Origin of the sequence: Pseudomonas bharatica CSV86 (assembly GCF_000319305.2) — a bacterium.
Lineage (GTDB): Bacteria > Pseudomonadota > Gammaproteobacteria > Pseudomonadales > Pseudomonadaceae > Aquipseudomonas > Aquipseudomonas bharatica.
Window position 1 is genome coordinate 304,407 of the sequence record NZ_AMWJ02000007.1, and the last position, 17,225, is coordinate 321,631.

Here is a 17,225-nt window from a genome sequence, read left to right on the forward strand (position 1 = left end):
TTCATTCGATCTCGAACAGGCCGTTGCGGATCGGCCCGGCGGTGAGGCGCTCGCGCACATCATCGTCGATACGCGGATCGTCCGGTCGATACAGCTTCACCTGGCGATAGGCATTAATGCGGTTGATTTCCGGACCGAGATATTCCCAGACCACCCGGGTGCAGGCCGGGGTGCGCCGATCACCGCTGGAAACCCCGGTCTTGAGGCCGTTGAGACGGGTGATCCGGCTCTTGAAACTGGGGATCAGCACAGTCTGGCTCATCTCGTTGACGGTGAGCGACTCGTAATCCATCAGGAACACCCGGTCCTGCAACTGGAAGGCCGCGCCCAGGTAGCGGCAACGCACCCAATCCTCGGCCTGCACGTCGGTACTGCTGGAGCGCTCCTGACGCTCCTGGCGCTCGAAAAGGTAGTTGCCATTGTCTTCGTACAGATGCACCAAGGACAACAGAATGCTGCCCGGTACCGACATGCAGTTGGAGTATTCGAAGTAGTACCCGCAGTAGCGCGACAGGTTGCCGGCGTGCTCGCGCAGCGGGCGCAGCAGCTCAAGCAAGGGATCGTTCTGCACGGGGTTCGCCACCGTGGCGCCACGCGCGCCGATCAGCCGGGCGAACTGCTCCGGCGGCATGCCAAGTTCGTAATCCTCGACCCCGAAGAAATCGCCAATGCGCTTGAGGTTGTACGCCGTCGGCTGGCTCTGCCCGCTGAGGTACTTGTTGAATTGCGCCCGGTTGATCGAGAGCTGGCGGCAAACCTCCGAGATAGAGCGATAGTGGCTGCAGGCCAACTTGAGGTTGATACCGAGGTTTTCACTCATGGAAACGGATCCGGCTGATGCAACAGGCGCCAGTTTAGCATCAAGTCGCACCAAAACAGAGCAAGTGGCGAAATTGTAACCGTAGTTGTCATGGCCAAACATGCGCGCCATGGACCTGGTGCTTGCACGCCGTCCTATCTGTCTTTCATGCAAAGAATAAGAATCCGAGGTCACTTCCATGCTCGAAGCGCTCAACGATTTCCTTTCGGGGAAACTCCTCATCGTGCTCATCGTCGGACTGGGTAGCTATTTCACCATCCGCTCCCGTTTCGTCCAGTTCCGCCATTTCGGCCACATGTTCGGTGTATTCAAGGAATCGTTGCGCGGCCAGGCTGGCCAGCTGAGCTCTTTCCAGGCATTGATGCTGAGCCTGGCCGGCCGGGTCGGTGCGGGTAACATCGCCGGTGTCGGTATCGCCGTGACCCTGGGCGGCCCGGGCGCCGTGTTCTGGATGTGGGTCACTGCCCTGGTCGGCATGTCCAGCAGCTTCTTCGAATGTACCCTGGCCCAGGTCTACAAGCGCGCCGATGGCGATGGCCTGTACCGTGGCGGTCCGGCGTACTACATCCAGCATGGCCTGAAGCTGAAGGGCATGGCCGTGGTGTTCTCCCTGCTGCTGCTGGTCACCTACGGCTTCGCCTTCAATGGCCTGCAGTCCTACACCGTGACCCACTCGCTGCAAAACGCCTTCGGCTTCGCGCCGAACCACACCGGCATCGCCCTGGCCATCCTGCTGGCGATCGTATTCGTCGGTGGCATCAAGCGCATCGCGGCAGTTTCCGACCTGCTGGTTCCAATCAAGACCCTGGCCTACATCGGCGTCACCCTGTACGTAATCGGTACCCAGATCGACCACGTTCCGGCCATGCTCGAAACCATCTTCAAAAGCGCCTTCGGCCTGGATCCAGCCTTCGCCGGCCTGCTGGGCAGCGCCATCGTCATGGGCGTGAAGCGTGGCGTATTCGCCAACGAAGCCGGCCTGGGCAGCGCGCCTAACGTCGCCGCCGTCGCCGCCGTGAAGCACCCGGGCGCCCAGGGCGTTGTGCAGGCATTCAGCGTATTCCTCGACACCTTCGTCATCTGCACCTGCACCGCACTGCTGATCCTGCTGTCGGGCTTCTACACGCCGGGCTTCGAAGGCGACGGCATTGTCCTGACCCAGAACTCCCTGGCCGCAGTAGTCGGTGACTGGGGTCGCATCTTCGTCAGCGTCGCCCTGTCGCTGTTCGTCTTCACCTGCATCCTCTACAACTACTACCTGGGCGAAAACAGCCTGCAGTTCCTGACCCGTAACCGCATGGTACTGATGGGCTACCGCGCCCTGGTCCTGGCGCTGATCGTCTGGGGTTCGGTGCAGAACCTGGGCACCGTGTTCGCCTTCGCCGACATCACCATGACCTGCCTGGCCTTCGTCAACCTGATGGCCCTGGCCCTGCTGTTCAAGGTCGGCCTGCGGGTGATGCGCGACTACGACGAGCAACGCAAGGCTGGTATCTCGCAGCCGGTGTTCGACTCGGCCAAGTTCGCCGACCTGGACCTGGACCGTGCCGCCTGGCCGGAAGGTGTCAAGGCTGAAGCCGCCGACAGCAGCGTTGCCGGCGCAGCGCAAACCCAGCGCTAAGTTCGACCCGCTTCTCGCTTCAGAAAGAGAGCCGCCCCTTCGCGGGCGGCTTTTTTTTGCCCGATTTTTCTGTTTTTGCTTTGGAAATCCCCTTATGCGCGCAGTCAAGAATCTCCTCGTCCTCTATACCGGCGGCACCATCGGCATGCTGCAAACGCCCGAGGGGCTGGCCCCGGCGGGCGGTTTCGAGGCGCGCATGCGTGCCTGGCTGGACGCTCACCCCGAGGCGCCACGCCCCGACTGGCGCTTGCAGGAAATGTCGCCGCTGCTCGACAGCGCCAACATGCAGCAGGGCAACTGGCTGGCGATGCGCGACGCCATCGTCGAAGCGGTGAAGCAAGACGGTCACGATGGCGTGCTGTTGCTGCATGGCACCGACACCCTGGCCTACAGCGCAGCGGCCTTGTCGTTCCTGCTGCTGGGCCTGGACGTGCCGGTAGTGCTGACCGGCTCGATGCTGCCTGCCGGCGCCCCGGACAGTGATGCCTGGGACAACCTCGCCGGTGCGCTGGCGTTGTTCAGCCAAGGACTGGAGAACGGCGTGCAGTTGTTCTTCGCTGGCAAGCTGATGTCTGGTGTACGCGCCAGCAAGCTGCGCAGCGAGGCCTTCGATGCATTCGCCGCCCTGCCCCGTCATCGCGAAGGCGAACGGGCGGCGGAATTGCCGACCACGCTCAGCTACTGCCAACCGCGCTCGCCGGTGAACCTGGCCGTGCTGCCAATGTACCCGGGGATCCAGGCGGCCCATGTGCGAGCGCTGCTGGAGACTGGAATAAAGGGCCTGCTGCTGGAGTGTTACGGCAGCGGCACCGGACCGTCGGATGATGAGGCGCTGCTGGACGCCTTGCGCGATGCGGGCCAGCGCGGAGTGCTGGTGGCGGCGATCAGCCAGTGCATGGAAGGCAGCGTAGTGTTCGATATCTATGAGGCCGGGAGCCGACTGCGGGATACCGGGCTGGTCTCCGGCGGCGGCATGACCCGGGAAGCGGCGCTGGGCAAGATGTTCGGCCTGCTCGGGGCCGGGCTGGACCTGGCGACGGCGCGGCATTGGTTTGCACTGGATATGTGTGGGGAGCGGGCTTAACGCAGGGCCTCATCGCTGCACCGCTGGACCTGTGGGAGCTGGCTTGCCAGCGATGAGGCCCTCAAAGACAAAGCAATTTCCAGGCTGAAATGAAGAAGGCCCAGTCTCCTCAGGAGACTGGGCCTTCTTCATTTACTGACGCGGCAGTAGCGAATCAGAACGGAATATCATCATCGAAGCTGTCGAAATCCGGGGCCGGCTGCGGCGCTGGCTGCTGAGGAGCAGGACGCTGCGGAGCCTGTTGCGGACGCTGGGCCTGCTGGCGTGGAGCCTGCTGCGGCGCCTGGTTGTAGTTGTCACGCGGGGCACCACCGTCCTGGTTCTGCGGACGACCGCCAAGCAGCTGCATGGTGCCCTGCATGTCGACGATGATTTCGGTGGTATAGCGCTTGATGCCGTCTTTTTCCCACTCGCGAGTCTGCAGCTTGCCTTCGATGTAGACCTGGGAACCCTTGCGCAGGTACTCGCCAGCGATCTCGGCGACCTTGCCGAACATCGAGACGCGATGCCATTCGGTGCGCTCGACCTTCTGACCGGTCTGCTTGTCGGTCCACTGCTCGCTGGTAGCCAGGCTCAGGTTGGTGACTGCGTTACCGTTCGGCAGGTAGCGAACTTCAGGATCCTGGCCACAGGTGCCGACCAAAATAACTTTGTTAACCCCACGGGCCATAACGTTCTCCTAGGCTTCACTCGCCGCGGACGCCGGATTGACCAGGCGTTCCAGGGTCGAGCGATCCAAAATTTGTGTATCAAGTTTGATGTAGATGGCAGCTTCATCAGCGACCACCACTGCGTCGGTCACACCCGGCACGGCCTTCAGGCGCTCGGACAAGCCCGCTTCGCGCAGCGCCTCGGGCGACAACGGCATGCGCAGGCTCGTTACATAAGGTGGTTCGTTCATGGTAACAGCAACCACGAGCCAGATCGCGCACAAAGCTGCACACCCCAGGAATACGGTTGCCAACCCACCATGCTGGAACAGCCATCCACCGAGAATCCCGCCCAGCGCCGCCCCGAGGAACTGGCTGGTGGAGTAGACCCCCATCGCCGTGCCCTTGCCGCCAGCGGGCGACACCTTGCTGATCAACGAAGGCAGCGACGCTTCCAGCAGGTTGAAGGCGGTGAAGAAGATGACGGTTCCGATCACCAGCGCCGACAGGCTGTTCCCCAACTCCCAGAAAAACAGCTCCGTCAGGAGCAAGACACTGACCGCGCCCAGCAGGACGCGTTTCATCTTGCGCTTTTTTTCACCATAGATAATGAACGGAATCATTGCGAAGAATGAAATCAGCAATGCCGTCAGGTACACCCACCAGTGTTGTTCCTTGGGCAGCCCGCCACGCTCGACGAACGCCAGCGGCAGCGCGACGAAGCTGGCCATGAGGATTGCGTGCAGGACGAAGATACCCACATCCAGGCGCAGCAGATCAGGATGGCGCAGCGTCGGACCAAGCGCCTGCCTGGCTACACCGGACTCGCGATGATGCAGCTGGGTGTTGGACGTCGGAACAACGAAGGCGATCAAGGCAATCCCGACCAGTGCCATCGCCGCCGTCGCCAGGAACAGCCCCGAAAGACCGAACGCGCGGGTCAGCAACGGCCCGACGACCATCGCCACGGCGAACGAAAGACCGATGCTCATGCCGATCATGGCCATGGCCTTGGTCCGATGCTGCTCGCGGGTCAGGTCCGACAGAAGCGCCATCACCGCCGCGGAGATCGCCCCGGCACCTTGCAGGATGCGTCCGGCGATCACGCCCCAGATCGAATCGGCCTGGGCCGCCAGCACACTCCCCAGCGCAAAGACCACCAGTCCGAGATAGATCACCGGGCGTCGGCCTATGCGGTCGGAGATGATCCCGAAAGGAATCTGCAGGACCGCCTGGGTCAGGCCGTAGGCGCCGATCGCCAGGCCAATCAGGGCCGGCGTGGCACCGGCCAGGTCCATGCCATAGGTCGCCAGCACCGGCAGGACCATGAACATGCCCAGCATACGGAAGGCGAACACCAGGGCCAGGCCGCCTGCGGCGCGGGTTTCGCTGCCGCTCATGCGTTCGCTGTGGGGATCGTGCATGGATATACCTCGTGTGAACCGGCGGCGATTCTACCAGTCCCATCGGTTAACGGCATCTACGCGACGCTTTGCCGCGTAATGGCCACGCCCCGTATACTTCTGCGTTTATGCCCGCCAAGCGAGGCCGTAGTGGACAAGATCCTGATTCGTGGGGCTCGCACCCACAACCTGAAAAACATCGACCTGACTCTGCCTCGCGACAAGCTGATCGTGATTACCGGGCTGTCCGGTTCCGGCAAGTCGTCCCTGGCTTTCGATACGCTCTATGCCGAAGGCCAGCGGCGCTATGTGGAGTCGCTGTCGGCGTACGCCCGGCAGTTCCTGTCGATGATGGAAAAGCCCGACGTGGATACCATCGAGGGCCTGTCGCCAGCGATTTCCATCGAGCAGAAATCCACCTCCCACAACCCGCGCTCCACCGTCGGCACCATCACCGAGATCTACGATTACCTGCGCCTGCTCTACGCCCGCGTAGGCACGCCACGCTGCCCGGATCACGATATTCCGCTGGAGGCCCAGACCGTCAGCCAGATGGTCGACCTGGTCCTGGCCCAGCCCGAAGGCAGCAAGCTGATGCTGCTGGCGCCGGTGGTACGCGAGCGCAAGGGCGAACACCTGGCGGTCTTCGAGGAACTGCGCGCCCAGGGCTTCGTGCGTGCGCGGGTCAACGGCAAGCTGTTCGAGCTGGATGAATTGCCCAAGCTCGACAAACAGAAAAAGCACAGCATCGATGTGGTGGTGGATCGGTTCAAGGTCCGTGCCGATCTGCAGCAGCGCCTGGCCGAGTCCTTCGAGACCGCGCTGAACCTGGCAGACGGTATCGCCCTGGTCGCGCCGATGGACGACGAGCCTGGCGAGGAAATGATTTTCTCCGCACGTTTCGCCTGCCCGATCTGCGGCCACGCCATCAGCGAGCTGGAGCCCAAGCTGTTCTCCTTCAACAACCCGGCCGGTGCTTGCCCGACCTGCGACGGTCTGGGGGTCAAGCAGTTCTTCGACGTCAAGCGCCTGGTCAATGCCGAGCTGACCTTGGCGGAAGGTGCCATCCGTGGCTGGGATCGACGCAATGTCTATTATTTCCAGATGCTCGGGTCGCTGACCGCGCACTTCGGTTTCAGCCTGGAAAAGCCCTTCGCAGAGCTGCCTGCGGACCAGCAGAAGACCATCCTGCACGGTAGCGGCAGCCAGAACGTGGACTTCAAGTACCTCAACGATCGCGGCGATATCGTCAAGCGCTCGCACCCCTTCGAAGGCATCGTGCCGAACCTGGAGCGGCGCTACCGCGAAACCGAGTCCGCCACCGTTCGCGAGGAACTGGCCAAGTTCCTCAGCACCCAGCCCTGCCCGGATTGCCGTGGCACCCGCCTGCGCCGTGAGGCCCGGCATGTGTGGGTTGGTGAAAAGACCTTGCCGGCAGTCACCGGTCTGCCGATCGGCGAGGCCAGCGATTACTTTGGCGGATTGAAACTGACCGGTCGCCGCGGAGAAATCGCTGACAAGATTCTCAAGGAAATCTGCGAACGCCTGCAGTTCCTGGTGAACGTCGGACTCGATTATCTGACCCTCGACCGTAGTGCCGACACCCTGTCCGGTGGCGAAGCCCAGCGCATCCGCCTTGCCAGCCAGATCGGCGCCGGTCTGGTCGGGGTGATGTACATCCTCGACGAGCCTTCCATCGGCCTTCACCAGCGCGATAACGACCGCCTGCTGGCAACCCTCAACCACCTGCGCGATATCGGCAACACGGTGATCGTGGTGGAACATGACGAAGACGCGATCCGTCTGGCCGACTATGTGGTGGACATCGGCCGGGTGCCGGTGTGCATGGTGGGCAGATCGTGGCCGAAGGCACTCCGGACGAGGTCATGGCTCATCCTGATTCGGTGACCGGCATGTACCTGTCCGGTCGCAAGAAGATCCTCGTTCCGGCCAAGCGCACACCACGCAACAAGAAGCTGTCGATCAAGCTCAAGGGCGCGCGGGGCAACAACCTGCAGAACGTCAACCTGGAGATCCCGATCGGCCTGCTGACCTGTGTCACGGGCGTTTCCGGCTCGGGCAAATCGACCTTGATCAACAACACGCTGTTCCCCCTGGCCGCGACTGTCCTCAACGGGGCGTCCACGCTGGAGGCGGCCGCTCATGACAGCTGTGACGGCCTGCAGCACCTGGACAAGGTGGTGGATATCGACCAGAGCCCGATCGGTCGTACTCCTCGTTCCAACCGGCGACCTATACGGGATTGTTCACCCCAATCCGCGAATTGTTTTCCGGAGTGCCGGAGTCTCGCTCTCGAGGCTACGGTCCGGGACGCTTTTCCTTCAACGTGAAGGGCGGCCGCTGCGAGGCGTGCCAGGGCGATGGCTTGATCAAGGTGGAGATGCACTTCCTGCCGGACATCTATGTTCCTTGCGATGTCTGCAAGAGCAAGCGCTACAACCGCGAAACCCTTGAGATCAAGTACAAGGGCAAGAACATCCATGAAGTGCTCGAGATGACCATCGAGGAAGCACGGGAGTTCTTCGATGCGGTGCCGGCGCTGGCGCGCAAGCTGCAAACGCTCATGGACGTCGGGCTTTCCTACATCAAGCTCGGGCAGTCGGCCACCACCCTGTCCGGGGGCGAGGCGCAGCGGGTCAAGTTGTCCCGCGAGCTGTCCAAGCGTGATACCGGCAAAACCCTGTATATCCTCGACGAGCCGACCACCGGCCTGCACTTCGCGGATATCCAGCAATTGCTGGACGTGCTGCACCGTCTGCGCGACCACGGCAACACCGTAGTGGTGATCGAACACAACCTGGACGTGATCAAGACCGCCGACTGGCTTGTAGACCTGGGTCCCGAGGGTGGCTCCAAGGGCGGCCAGATCATCGCTTGCGGCACGCCGGAGGAGTTGGCGAAGATGGAACAGTCCCACACCGGGCACTATCTCAAGCCGTTGCTGGAACGCGACCGCGCCTGAGTGCAACACCTACGAAAAAGCCCCTGTCGTGTTGAGCGACAGGGGCTTTTCATTTGCGCCGGGAATTACATCTGCGATTGCAGGTAGTTTTCCAGGCCCAGGGACTTGATCAGGCCTTGCTGCTTTTCCAGCCAGTAGGTGTGATCTTCCTCGTATCGGCCAATTGCTGGCGCAGGATATCGCGGCTGATGTAGTCATTGTGCAGTTCGCACAGTTCGATGCCTTTGCACAGCGCGGCCCGAACTTTGTATTCCAGGCGCAGGTCAGCGGCGATCATGTCCGGTACGCTGGTACCGACATCCAGATCATCAGGACGCATGCGCGGAGTGCCTTCGAGCATGAGGATGCGTCGGATCAGGGCATCGGCATGTTGTGCCTCTTCTTCCATCTCGTGATTGATACGCTCGTAGAGCTTGCTGAAGCCCCAGTCCTCGTACATGCGCGAGTGGATGAAGTATTGATCGCGTGCCGCCAGTTCGCCCGTCAGCAACGTGTTGAGGTAGTCGATTACGTCCGGGTGACCTTGCATCGTCCCGCATCTCCCTGTTTGAAAGTCGATAGTGTGAACCAGGATGACCGGCAGGTCACTGGAAAATGCGCAAAAATACGTAAAAAAGCCGGTGAACAGTAGTGATTTTCATTGAAATACCCGCCAAATGAGGCGAGTTCTTCTTATCATTTCGACTTTGCCGCAAGAGTGCTTTTCATTCTCGAAATGCTGAAAACAAAAAACCGAGCACTAGGCCCGGTTTCTTGTAGAAGACTGTTCGTCTTACTCAGCGGCTTCTACCGAGCCACCGACTGGACGATCAACCAGCTCGACGTACGCCATAGGTGCGTTATCGCCAGCGCGGAAACCGCACTTGAGGATACGCAGGTAGCCGCCCTGACGGGTGGCATAGCGCTTGCCCAGATCGTTGAACAGCTTACCAACGGCTTCTTTCGAACGGGTACGGTCGAAAGCCAGACGACGGTTAGCAACGCTGTCTTCTTTAGCCAGGGTGATCAGCGGCTCGGCAACGCGACGCAGCTCCTTGGCTTTTGGCAGGGTGGTCTTGATCAGCTCGTGCTCGATCAGCGACACCGCCATGTTCTGGAACATGGCCTTGCGGTGAGAGCTGGTACGGCTCAGGTGACGTCCACTTTTACGATGACGCATGATTCATTCCTTACCAAACACTACGTTCGGTGATTACGACGATCAGGCAGTCGCCTTGTCGTCTTTCTTAAGACTTGCAGGCGGCCAGTTGTCGAGGCGCATGCCGAGGGACAGACCACGGGAAGCCAGAACGTCCTTGATTTCAGTCAGGGACTTCTTGCCGAGGTTCGGAGTCTTCAACAGCTCTACTTCGGTGCGCTGAATCAGATCGCCGATGTAGTAGATGTTCTCCGCCTTCAGGCAGTTGGCCGAACGTACGGTCAATTCCAGATCGTCAACCGGACGAAGCAGGATCGGATCGATCTCGTCTTCCTGCTCGACTACCACGGGCTCGCTGTCACCTTTGAGGTCGACGAATGCAGCCAGCTGCTGTTGCAGAATGGTTGCAGCACGACGGATTGCCTCTTCAGGATCCAGGGTACCGTTGGTTTCCAGATCAATAACCAGCTTGTCCAGGTTGGTACGCTGCTCGACACGGGCGTTTTCCACCACGTATGCGATACGGCGAACCGGGCTGAACGAGGAATCGAGCTGCAAGCGACCGATGCTGCGGCTTTCATCCTCATCGCTCTGACGCGAATCGGCCGGCTCATAACCACGACCACGAGCTACGGTGAGCTTCATGTTCAGGGCGCCGTTGGACGCCAGGTTAGCGATTACGTGATCGGGATTAACGATCTCGACATCATGATCCAGCTGAATATCGGCAGCGGTAACCACCCCCGAACCCTTCTTCGACAAGGTCAGCGTAACTTCGTCACGACCGTGCAGTTTGATAGCCAGGCCTTTCAGGTTCAACAGGATTTCAATGACGTCTTCCTGTACACCTTCGATCGCGGAATACTCGTGGAGTACGCCATCGATCTCGGCCTCGACTACTGCACAGCCAGGCATGGAGGACAACAGGATGCGGCGCAGCGCGTTGCCCAGGGTATGGCCGAAACCACGCTCGAGAGGCTCGAGCGTGATTTTAGCGCGGGTTGGACTGACGACCTGCACATCGATATGGCGGGGCGTCAGGAACTCATTTACCGAAATCTGCATGGATGCACCTATTTTCTAGCCCTTACTTGGAGTAGAGCTCGACAATCAGGTTTTCGTTGATGTCGGCAGACAGGTCGCTGCGAGCAGGAACGTTCTTGAAAACGCCCGACTTCTTGGCAGCATCCACGTCAACCCACTCAACGCGGCCACGCTGAGCACACAGTTCAAGGGCTTGAACAATGCGCAGCTGGTTCGCCGATTTCTCGCGAACTGCGACCACGTCACCCGGACGAACTTGGTAGGACGGAACGTTTACAGTCTTGCCGTTGATGCTGATCGCTTTGTGCGAAACCAGCTGGCGGGATTCAGCACGGGTAGCGCCGAAGCCCATACGGTATACGACGTTATCCAGACGGCATTCGAGCAGTTGCAGCAGGTTCTCGCCGGTAGCGCCTTTCTTGGCCGCTGCCTGCTTGTAGTAACCGCTGAATTGACGCTCGAGAACGCCATAGATACGACGGACTTTTTGCTTCTCGCGCAGCTGGGTGCCGTAGTCGGACTGACGGCCACGGCGCTGGCCGTGGATACCTGGGGCTGCTTCGATGTTGCACTTCGATTCCAGAGCGCGAACGCCGCTCTTCAGGAACAGGTCGGTGCCTTCACGACGAGACAGTTTGCATTTTGGACCAATGTAACGTGCCATTTATCTGTCTCCTGATTACACGCGACGCTTCTTCGGCGGACGGCACCCGTTGTGCGGGATTGGCGTCACGTCGGTGATGCTGGCGATCTTGTAGCCGCAGCCGTTCAGTGCACGAACAGCGGATTCACGACCCGGACCTGGGCCCTTGACGTTGACGTCGAGGTTCTTCAGGCCGTATTCCAGCGCAGCTTGACCTGCACGTTCAGCAGCTACCTGAGCAGCGAACGGGGTCGATTTGCGGGAACCACGGAAACCCGAACCGCCGGAGGTAGCCCAGGACAGAGCGTTACCTTGACGATCGGTGATGGTCACGATGGTGTTGTTGAAAGACGCGTGGATGTGGGCGATGCCATCAACCACTGTCTTTTTGACTTTTTACGAGGACGAGCAGCAGGTTTTGCCATGTCTAAATTCCTGTCGATTCGCTGGTGCGATTACTTGCGGATCGGCTTACGCGGACCCTTGCGGGTACGTGCATTGGTCTTGGTACGCTGACCGCGTACTGGCAGACCCCGACGATGGCGCAGACCGCGGTAGCAGCCCAGGTCCATCAAACGCTTGATTTTCATGTTGATGTCACGACGCAGGTCACCTTCGGTGGTGAACTTCGCGACTTCGCCACGCAGCTGTTCAATCTGCTCGTCGCTCAGATCCTTGATCTTAGCGGCTGGGTTTACACCAGCATCTGCACAGATTTTCTGTGCAGTAGTGCGACCGACACCATAGATGTAGGTCAGCGAGATAACAGTATGCTTGTTATCTGGAATGTTAACGCCTGCAATACGGGCCATTCAGTGGGACTCCAATTGACAGCTACCTACGCCCCGGAAGCCAAGAAATAGGGCGCGAGATAATATCGCTGTAGAAACAAATAATCAACCCAGCAGCACACTAGCTGCTGGGTTTGAAGCACAGATCACACTCAGCCTTGGCGCTGCTTGTGACGCGGTTCCGCGCTGCAAATTACTCGAACCACACCTTCGCGGCGAATAATCTTGCAGTTACGGCACAGTTTTTTGACCGATGCACGAACTTTCATCACCAACTCCTCGAACCTTAGGGGTTTCAGCGCAGCAGACCGCTGCCACCGTAGCCTTTCAGGTTGGCTTTCTTCATCAGGGATTCGTACTGGTGCGAAACGAGGTGCGATTGTACTTGGACATAAAGTCCATCACAACCACTACCACAATCAGCAACGAGGTCCCGCCAAGGTAGAACGGAACGTTTGCAGCCACGACCAGGAACTGGGGCAGCAGGCACACGGCCGTCATATAAAGAGCACCGAACATGGTCAGACGAGTCAGAACGCCATCAATGTAGCGTGCGGACTGCTCACCAGGACGGATACCCGGAATAAAGGCACCGGACTTCTTAAGGTTTTCCGCTACGTCCTTCGGATTGAACATCAGCGCTGTGTAGAAGAAGCAGAAGAAAACGATCCCTGCACTAAACAGCAAAATGTTCAACGGCTGACCAGGAGCGATCGACTGCGCGACATCCTGCAACCAGCCCAAACCTTCGGACTGGCCGAACCAGGAACCCAGCGAAGCCGGAAACAGCAGAATGCTGCTTGCGAAAATGGCCGGAATGACACCAGCCATGTTCACTTTCAGCGGCAAGTGGCTCGTCTGCGCAGCGAAGACCTTTCGGCCCTGCTGACGCTTGGCGTAGTGAACAGCAATACGACGCTGACCACGCTCGATGAAGACCACGAAACCGATAATCGCTACTGCCAGCAGACCGATAGCGACCAGGGCGAAGATGTTGATATCACCCGTACGTGCAGACTCGAAAGACTGCCCGATTGCTCTCGGAAGACCGGCAACGATACCTGCGAAGATAAGCATCGAGATACCGTTGCCCACACCGCGCTCCGTGATCTGCTCACCCAGCCACATCATGAACATTGCGCCAGCCACGAAAGTGGAAACCGCAACGAAATGGAAGCCGAAGCCTGCAGAAAACGCCACGCCCTGACCGGCCAGACCAATGGACATGCCAGTGGCCTGGACCAACGCCAGGATAACGGTGAGGTAGCGGGTGTACTGGCTGATCTTGCGACGGCCAGATTCACCTTCCTTCTTCAACTGTTCCAGCTGTGGGCTGACAGCAGTCATGAGCTGCATGATGATCGACGCCGAAATGTACGGCATGATCCCCAGTGCAAATACGCTCATGCGCTCCAGCGCACCGCCGGAAAACATGTTGAACAAGCTAAGAATGGTCCCCTCATTCTGTCGAAACAGTTCCGCCAGCCGGTCCGGGTTAACACCTGGAACTGGGATATGCGCACCTATCCGATAGACGATAATCGCCAGGAACAGAAAACGCAGACGAGCCCAAAGTTCAGACATCCCGCCTTTGCCGAGCGAAGAGAGAGCACCTTGCTTAGCCATTTATTCCTCGAACTTGCCGCCAGCTGCTTCGATAGCCGCACGCGCACCCTTGGTGGCTGCGATGCCCTTGATGGTGACCGCGCGAGTAACTTCGCCGGACAGCATGATTTTCACGCGCTGTACGTTCTGGTTAATCACGTTGGCGTCCTTCAGGGACTGAACGGTGATCACGTCGCCTTCCACCTTGGCCAGCTCGGACAGACGCACTTCCGCGCGGTCCATGGCTTTCAGGGAAACGAAGCCGAACTTCGGCAGACGACGGTGCAGCGGCTGTTGACCGCCTTCAAAGCCTGGAGCAATGGTGCCACCGGAGCGGGAGGTCTGACCTTTGTGGCCGCGGCCACCAGTCTTGCCCAAACCACTACCGATACCACGACCCGGACGATGCTTCTCGCGACGGGAACCCGGCGCTGGACTCAGATCATTGAGTTTCATCGATTAACCCTCGACGCGCAGCATGTAGTAAGCCTTGTTGATCATCCCGCGGTTCTCGGGAGTATCCTGGACTTCTACAGTGTGACCGATGCGACGCAGACCCAGACCCTTAACGCACAGTTTGTGGTTAGGCAGGCGGCCGGCGGTGCTTTTGATCAGCGTTACTTTAACGGTAGCCATGATCAGAGGATCTCCTCAACGCTCTTGCCGCGCTTGGCAGCAATGGACTCAGGAGATTGCATAGCCTTCAGACCCTTGAAGGTGGCGTAAACCACGTTTACAGGGTTGGTCGAGCCGTAGCACTTGGCCAGGACGTTCTGAACGCCAGCAACTTCCAGGACGGCACGCATTGCGCCACCGGCGATGATGCCGGTACCTTCCGAAGCAGGCTGCATGTAGACCTTCGACGCACCATGGGCGGACTTGGTGGCGTACTGCAGGGTAGTGCCATCCAGGTCGACCTGAATCATGTTGCGGCGAGCGGCTTCCATGGCTTTCTGGATCGCAGCTGGAACTTCGCGCGACTTGCCACGGCCGAAGCCAACACGGCCCTTGCCATCACCTACCACGGTCAGCGCGGTGAAGGTGAAGATACGGCCACCTTTTACGGTCTTGGCAACGCGGTTAACCTGAACCAGCTTCTCGATGTAGCCTTCGTCGCGCTTTTGATCGTTATTTGCCATAACTTAGAACTCCAGCCCGCCTTCACGAGCAGCATCAGCCAGCGCTTTAACGCGGCCATGGTACTTGAAGCCGGAACGGTCAAAGGCAACTTGAGATACACCGGCGGCTTTCGCACGCTCAGCTACCAGCTTGCCAACCTTAGTGGCCGCGTCGATGTTGCCGGTGGCGCCATCACGCAGTTCTTTGTCCAAAGTCGAGGCACTGGCCAGGACTTTGCTGCCGTCGGCCGAAATGACCTGGGCGTAGATGTGCTGCGAGGAGCGGAACACGCACAGACGCACGACTTCGAGTTCGTGCATTTTCAGGCGTGCTTTGCGAGCGCGACGCAGACGAGTAACTTTTTTGTCGTCATTTGCTATGCCCTACTTCTTCTTGGCTTCTTTACGACGGACTACTTCGTCCGCGTAACGCACACCCTTGCCTTTGTAAGGCTCTGGCGGACGGAAGTCGCGGATTTCAGCGGCCACCTGACCTACCAGCTGCTTGTCGATACCCTTGATCAGGATGTCGTCTGGCTAGGAGTTTCAGCGGTGATACCGGCTGGCAGTTCGTAATCCACTGGATGCGAGAAGCCGAGCGCCAGGTTCAGCACGTTGCCTTTGGCTTGTGCCTTGTAACCAACACCGACCAGCTGGAGCTTGCGCTCGAAGCCTTGGCTTACGCCTTGGACCATGTTGTTTACCAGGGCGCGGGTGGTACCGGCCATAGCGCGGGTTTGTTGATCGCCGTTGCGAGCAGCGAAACGCAGCTCACCAGCTTCCTCGATCACTTCTACGGACGAGTGAACATTCAGTTCGAGAGTGCCCTTGGCACCCTTCACCGAAAGCTGCTGGCCAGCGAATTTGACTTCGACACCGGCTGGCAGCTTAACGGGGTTCTTAGCGACGCGAGACATGCTTATCCCCCTTAGAACACTGTGCAGAGAACTTCGCCGCCAACACCGGCAGCGCGCGCAGCCGATCGGTCATCACACCTTTGTTGGTGGAGACGATAGACACGCCCAGGCCGCCACGTACTTTCGGCAGCTCATCGACGGACTTGTACTGGCGCAGGCCAGGACGGCTTACGCGCTTGACTTCTTCGATGACCGGACGGCCTTCGAAGTATTTCAGCTCAATGGAGAGCGATGGCTTGGCATCGGCGCGTTACCTGGTAACCAGCGATGTAACCTTCGTCCTTCAGAACTTTGGCGACCGCAACCTTCAGAGTCGAAGAAGGCATGCTTACGACGGACTTTTCAGCCATCTGGGCATTACGGATGCGAGTTAGCATGTCCGCTAACGGGTCCTGCATACTCATGGGCTAGACGCTCCTGATACACAAAAAAATTAGCCTTTCGGCTACTCACTGTCACCTTGAGGCGCGCGAGAAAACCCGGGCTCAGGTGAGCCGGTCATTCTAGACACATCCCTGAAACGAAACAAGCCCCAAAAGGGGCTTGTTTCGATGCAAGATCACCGGTGTCGGAAGATCGCTCCCCCGCCACCAGGACGCTGCCGGTACGTCTTACCAGCTGGCCTGACCAGACCTGGAACGTCACCGCGCATTGCTGCTTGACGCAGCATGTTACGGCGAGGCCGAACTTGCGGTAAACGCCATGTGGACGACCGGTGAGGCGGCAACGGTTACGCAGGCGCGCAGCGCTGGCGTCACGTGGTTGCTTCTGCAGAGCTACGACAGCAGCGAAACGCTCCTCTGGACTTGCGTTCAGATTCACGATGGTTGCTTTCAGCTCAGCACGCTTCTTGGCGTATAGCGACCGTCAACTGACGCTTCAGCTCACGGTTTTTCATGCTCTTCTTGGCCATTTTTCCTACTCCAATCAGTTGCGGAACGGGAATTTGAAAGCGCGCAGCAGAGCGCGACCTTCATCATCCGTACGAGCAGTGTGGTCAGGGTATGTCCAGACCGCGGAGAGCATCAATCTTGTCGTAGTCGATTTCCGGGAAGATGATCTGCTTCTTTCACGCCATGCTGTAGTTGCCACGACCATCGAAGACTTGGCATTCAGGCCGCGGAAGTCGCGAACCCGAGGCAGGAGATCGCCAGCAGGCGGTCCAGGAACTCGTACATACGATCGCGGCGCAGGGTGACTTTGACGCCGATCGGCCAGCCTTCGCGGACTTTGAAGCCAGCGATGGATTTCCGGGCGAAGGTCACGACAGCTTTCTGGCGGTGATCTTTTCCAGGTCGGCAACAGCGTGCTCGATGACTTCTTTGTCGCCGATCGCTTCGCCCAGACCCATGTCAGGGTGATCTTGGTAACGCGCGAAACTTCCATCACGTTCGCCAGCTTAAGTTCT

At 59.3% G+C, this 17,225-nt stretch carries 16 protein-coding genes and 7 pseudogenes; 3 read left to right on the plus strand and 20 right to left on the minus strand.

Annotated elements, in window-relative coordinates; translation table 11 throughout:
• Nucleotide 1 precedes the first annotated feature (1 nt).
• Entirely contained in the window at nt 2-820 is an 819-nt protein-coding gene (locus CSV86_RS30975) for a helix-turn-helix domain-containing protein (RefSeq protein WP_009397461.1), read from the minus strand.
• 178 nt (nt 821-998) lie between these two features.
• On the opposite strand from CSV86_RS30975, the gene CSV86_RS30980 reads away from it, so the two are divergent.
• Both CSV86_RS30980 and CSV86_RS30985 read left to right on the plus strand, forming a co-directional pair.
• Nucleotides 999-2,441: an alanine/glycine:cation symporter family protein gene (locus CSV86_RS30980; protein ID WP_009397462.1), complete on the plus strand. Its 1,443-nt coding sequence runs from the start codon at nt 999-1,001 to the stop codon at nt 2,439-2,441.
• Nucleotides 2,442-2,535: 94 nt separating this feature from the next.
• Nucleotides 2,536-3,525, plus strand: a complete 990-nt coding sequence (locus CSV86_RS30985; RefSeq protein WP_009397463.1) for an asparaginase — start codon at nt 2,536-2,538, stop codon at nt 3,523-3,525.
• A 154-nt stretch (nt 3,526-3,679) separates the two neighbouring features.
• Here CSV86_RS30985 and CSV86_RS30990 read toward each other — a convergent pair whose 3' ends face one another.
• Nucleotides 3,680-4,195, minus strand: a complete 516-nt coding sequence (locus tag CSV86_RS30990; protein WP_009397464.1) for a single-stranded DNA-binding protein — start codon at nt 4,193-4,195, stop codon at nt 3,680-3,682.
• A gap of 9 nt (nt 4,196-4,204) precedes the next feature.
• Nucleotides 4,205-5,599 (minus strand): MFS transporter, encoded by a 1,395-nt coding sequence (locus CSV86_RS30995; RefSeq protein WP_009397466.1) that lies wholly within the window; start codon nt 5,597-5,599, stop codon nt 4,205-4,207.
• Between the two features lie 129 nt (nt 5,600-5,728).
• Here CSV86_RS30995 and uvrA point away from each other — a divergent pair.
• Nucleotides 5,729-8,561, plus strand: a pseudogene (uvrA, locus tag CSV86_RS31000) (excinuclease ABC subunit UvrA).
• Between the two features lie 65 nt (nt 8,562-8,626).
• Here uvrA and bfr read toward each other — a convergent pair.
• From bfr to rplE, 17 genes and pseudogenes are all read right to left on the minus strand, one after another.
• Nucleotides 8,627-9,090 (minus strand): annotated as a pseudogene (gene bfr, locus CSV86_RS31005) (bacterioferritin).
• 243 nt (nt 9,091-9,333) lie between these two features.
• A complete protein-coding gene (gene rplQ, locus CSV86_RS31010; protein ID WP_009397469.1) occupies nt 9,334-9,720 on the minus strand; it encodes a 50S ribosomal protein L17 in 387 nt (128 codons plus the stop codon).
• A gap of 42 nt (nt 9,721-9,762) precedes the next feature.
• Nucleotides 9,763-10,764: a DNA-directed RNA polymerase subunit alpha gene (locus CSV86_RS31015; protein WP_003186012.1), complete on the minus strand. Its 1,002-nt coding sequence runs from the start codon at nt 10,762-10,764 to the stop codon at nt 9,763-9,765.
• A 22-nt stretch (nt 10,765-10,786) separates the two neighbouring features.
• Nucleotides 10,787-11,407 (minus strand): 30S ribosomal protein S4, encoded by a 621-nt coding sequence (gene rpsD / locus CSV86_RS31020; RefSeq protein ID WP_009397470.1) that lies wholly within the window; start codon nt 11,405-11,407, stop codon nt 10,787-10,789.
• Nucleotides 11,408-11,422: 15 nt separating this feature from the next.
• Nucleotides 11,423-11,811, minus strand: a pseudogene (rpsK, locus tag CSV86_RS31025) (30S ribosomal protein S11).
• A gap of 30 nt (nt 11,812-11,841) precedes the next feature.
• On the minus strand, nt 11,842-12,198 hold the full coding sequence (rpsM, locus tag CSV86_RS31030; protein ID WP_009397487.1) for a 30S ribosomal protein S13: 357 nt from the start codon (nt 12,196-12,198) through the stop codon (nt 11,842-11,844).
• Nucleotides 12,199-12,329: 131 nt separating this feature from the next.
• Nucleotides 12,330-12,446, minus strand: a complete 117-nt coding sequence (gene rpmJ / locus CSV86_RS31035; protein ID WP_002555468.1) for a 50S ribosomal protein L36 — start codon at nt 12,444-12,446, stop codon at nt 12,330-12,332.
• A gap of 26 nt (nt 12,447-12,472) precedes the next feature.
• A pseudogene (secY, locus tag CSV86_RS31040) lies at nt 12,473-13,803 on the minus strand (preprotein translocase subunit SecY).
• Nucleotides 13,804-14,238 carry a 50S ribosomal protein L15 gene (rplO, locus tag CSV86_RS31045; protein WP_009397491.1) on the minus strand — a complete coding sequence of 145 codons (435 nt, stop codon included), beginning with the start codon at nt 14,236-14,238 and terminating at the stop codon, nt 13,804-13,806.
• 3 nt (nt 14,239-14,241) lie between these two features.
• Nucleotides 14,242-14,418: a 50S ribosomal protein L30 gene (gene rpmD, locus CSV86_RS31050; protein ID WP_009397493.1), complete on the minus strand. Its 177-nt coding sequence runs from the start codon at nt 14,416-14,418 to the stop codon at nt 14,242-14,244.
• A 2-nt stretch (nt 14,419-14,420) separates the two neighbouring features.
• Nucleotides 14,421-14,921, minus strand: coding sequence for a 30S ribosomal protein S5 (gene rpsE, locus CSV86_RS31055; protein WP_009397494.1), 501 nt, complete (start codon nt 14,919-14,921; stop codon nt 14,421-14,423).
• Between the two features lie 3 nt (nt 14,922-14,924).
• Nucleotides 14,925-15,281, minus strand: coding sequence for a 50S ribosomal protein L18 (rplR, locus tag CSV86_RS31060; protein WP_170395339.1), 357 nt, complete (start codon nt 15,279-15,281; stop codon nt 14,925-14,927).
• Between the two features lie 3 nt (nt 15,282-15,284).
• A pseudogene (gene rplF / locus CSV86_RS31065) lies at nt 15,285-15,817 on the minus strand (50S ribosomal protein L6).
• The gene (gene rpsH, locus CSV86_RS33725) at nt 15,801-16,040 is read right to left on the minus strand and encodes a 30S ribosomal protein S8 (protein WP_376699790.1); all 240 of its coding nucleotides are present in this window, start codon (nt 16,038-16,040) and stop codon (nt 15,801-15,803) included. The pseudogene rplF and the gene rpsH (CSV86_RS33725) overlap by 17 nt, the downstream one beginning before the upstream one ends.
• The gene (gene rpsH / locus CSV86_RS33730; protein WP_376699789.1) at nt 16,036-16,221 is read right to left on the minus strand and encodes a 30S ribosomal protein S8; all 186 of its coding nucleotides are present in this window, start codon (nt 16,219-16,221) and stop codon (nt 16,036-16,038) included. Before rpsH (CSV86_RS33730) ends, rpsH (CSV86_RS33725) begins: the two co-directional genes overlap by 5 nt.
• A 155-nt stretch (nt 16,222-16,376) precedes the next feature.
• Nucleotides 16,377-16,730 (minus strand): annotated as a pseudogene (rpsN, locus tag CSV86_RS31075) (30S ribosomal protein S14).
• A 14-nt stretch (nt 16,731-16,744) separates the two neighbouring features.
• Nucleotides 16,745-17,225, minus strand: a pseudogene (gene rplE / locus CSV86_RS31080) (50S ribosomal protein L5); the annotation flags it as partial.

Excerpts from the sequence above, each read along its gene's own strand:
- CSV86_RS30975 (WP_009397461.1), bottom strand. The coding sequence starts at position 820 with ATGAGTGAAAACCTCGGTATCAACCTCAAGTTGGCCTGCAGCCACTAT.
- CSV86_RS30980 (WP_009397462.1), top strand. The coding sequence starts at position 999 with ATGCTCGAAGCGCTCAACGATTTCCTTTCGGGGAAACTCCTCATCGTG.
- CSV86_RS30985 (WP_009397463.1), top strand. The coding sequence starts at position 2,536 with ATGCGCGCAGTCAAGAATCTCCTCGTCCTCTATACCGGCGGCACCATC.
- CSV86_RS30990 (WP_009397464.1), bottom strand. The coding sequence starts at position 4,195 with ATGGCCCGTGGGGTTAACAAAGTTATTTTGGTCGGCACCTGTGGCCAG.
- CSV86_RS30995 (WP_009397466.1), bottom strand. The coding sequence starts at position 5,599 with ATGCACGATCCCCACAGCGAACGCATGAGCGGCAGCGAAACCCGCGCC.
- rplQ (WP_009397469.1), bottom strand. The coding sequence starts at position 9,720 with ATGCGTCATCGTAAAAGTGGACGTCACCTGAGCCGTACCAGCTCTCAC.
- CSV86_RS31015 (WP_003186012.1), bottom strand. The coding sequence starts at position 10,764 with ATGCAGATTTCGGTAAATGAGTTCCTGACGCCCCGCCATATCGATGTG.
- rpsD (WP_009397470.1), bottom strand. The coding sequence starts at position 11,407 with ATGGCACGTTACATTGGTCCAAAATGCAAACTGTCTCGTCGTGAAGGC.
- rpsM (WP_009397487.1), bottom strand. The coding sequence starts at position 12,198 with ATGGCCCGTATTGCAGGCGTTAACATTCCAGATAACAAGCATACTGTT.
- rpmJ (WP_002555468.1), bottom strand. The coding sequence starts at position 12,446 with ATGAAAGTTCGTGCATCGGTCAAAAAACTGTGCCGTAACTGCAAGATT.
- rplO (WP_009397491.1), bottom strand. The coding sequence starts at position 14,238 with ATGAAACTCAATGATCTGAGTCCAGCGCCGGGTTCCCGTCGCGAGAAG.
- rpmD (WP_009397493.1), bottom strand. The coding sequence starts at position 14,418 with ATGGCTACCGTTAAAGTAACGCTGATCAAAAGCACCGCCGGCCGCCTG.
- rpsE (WP_009397494.1), bottom strand. The coding sequence starts at position 14,921 with ATGGCAAATAACGATCAAAAGCGCGACGAAGGCTACATCGAGAAGCTG.
- rpsH (WP_376699789.1), bottom strand. The coding sequence starts at position 16,221 with ATGAGTATGCAGGACCCGTTAGCGGACATGCTAACTCGCATCCGTAAT.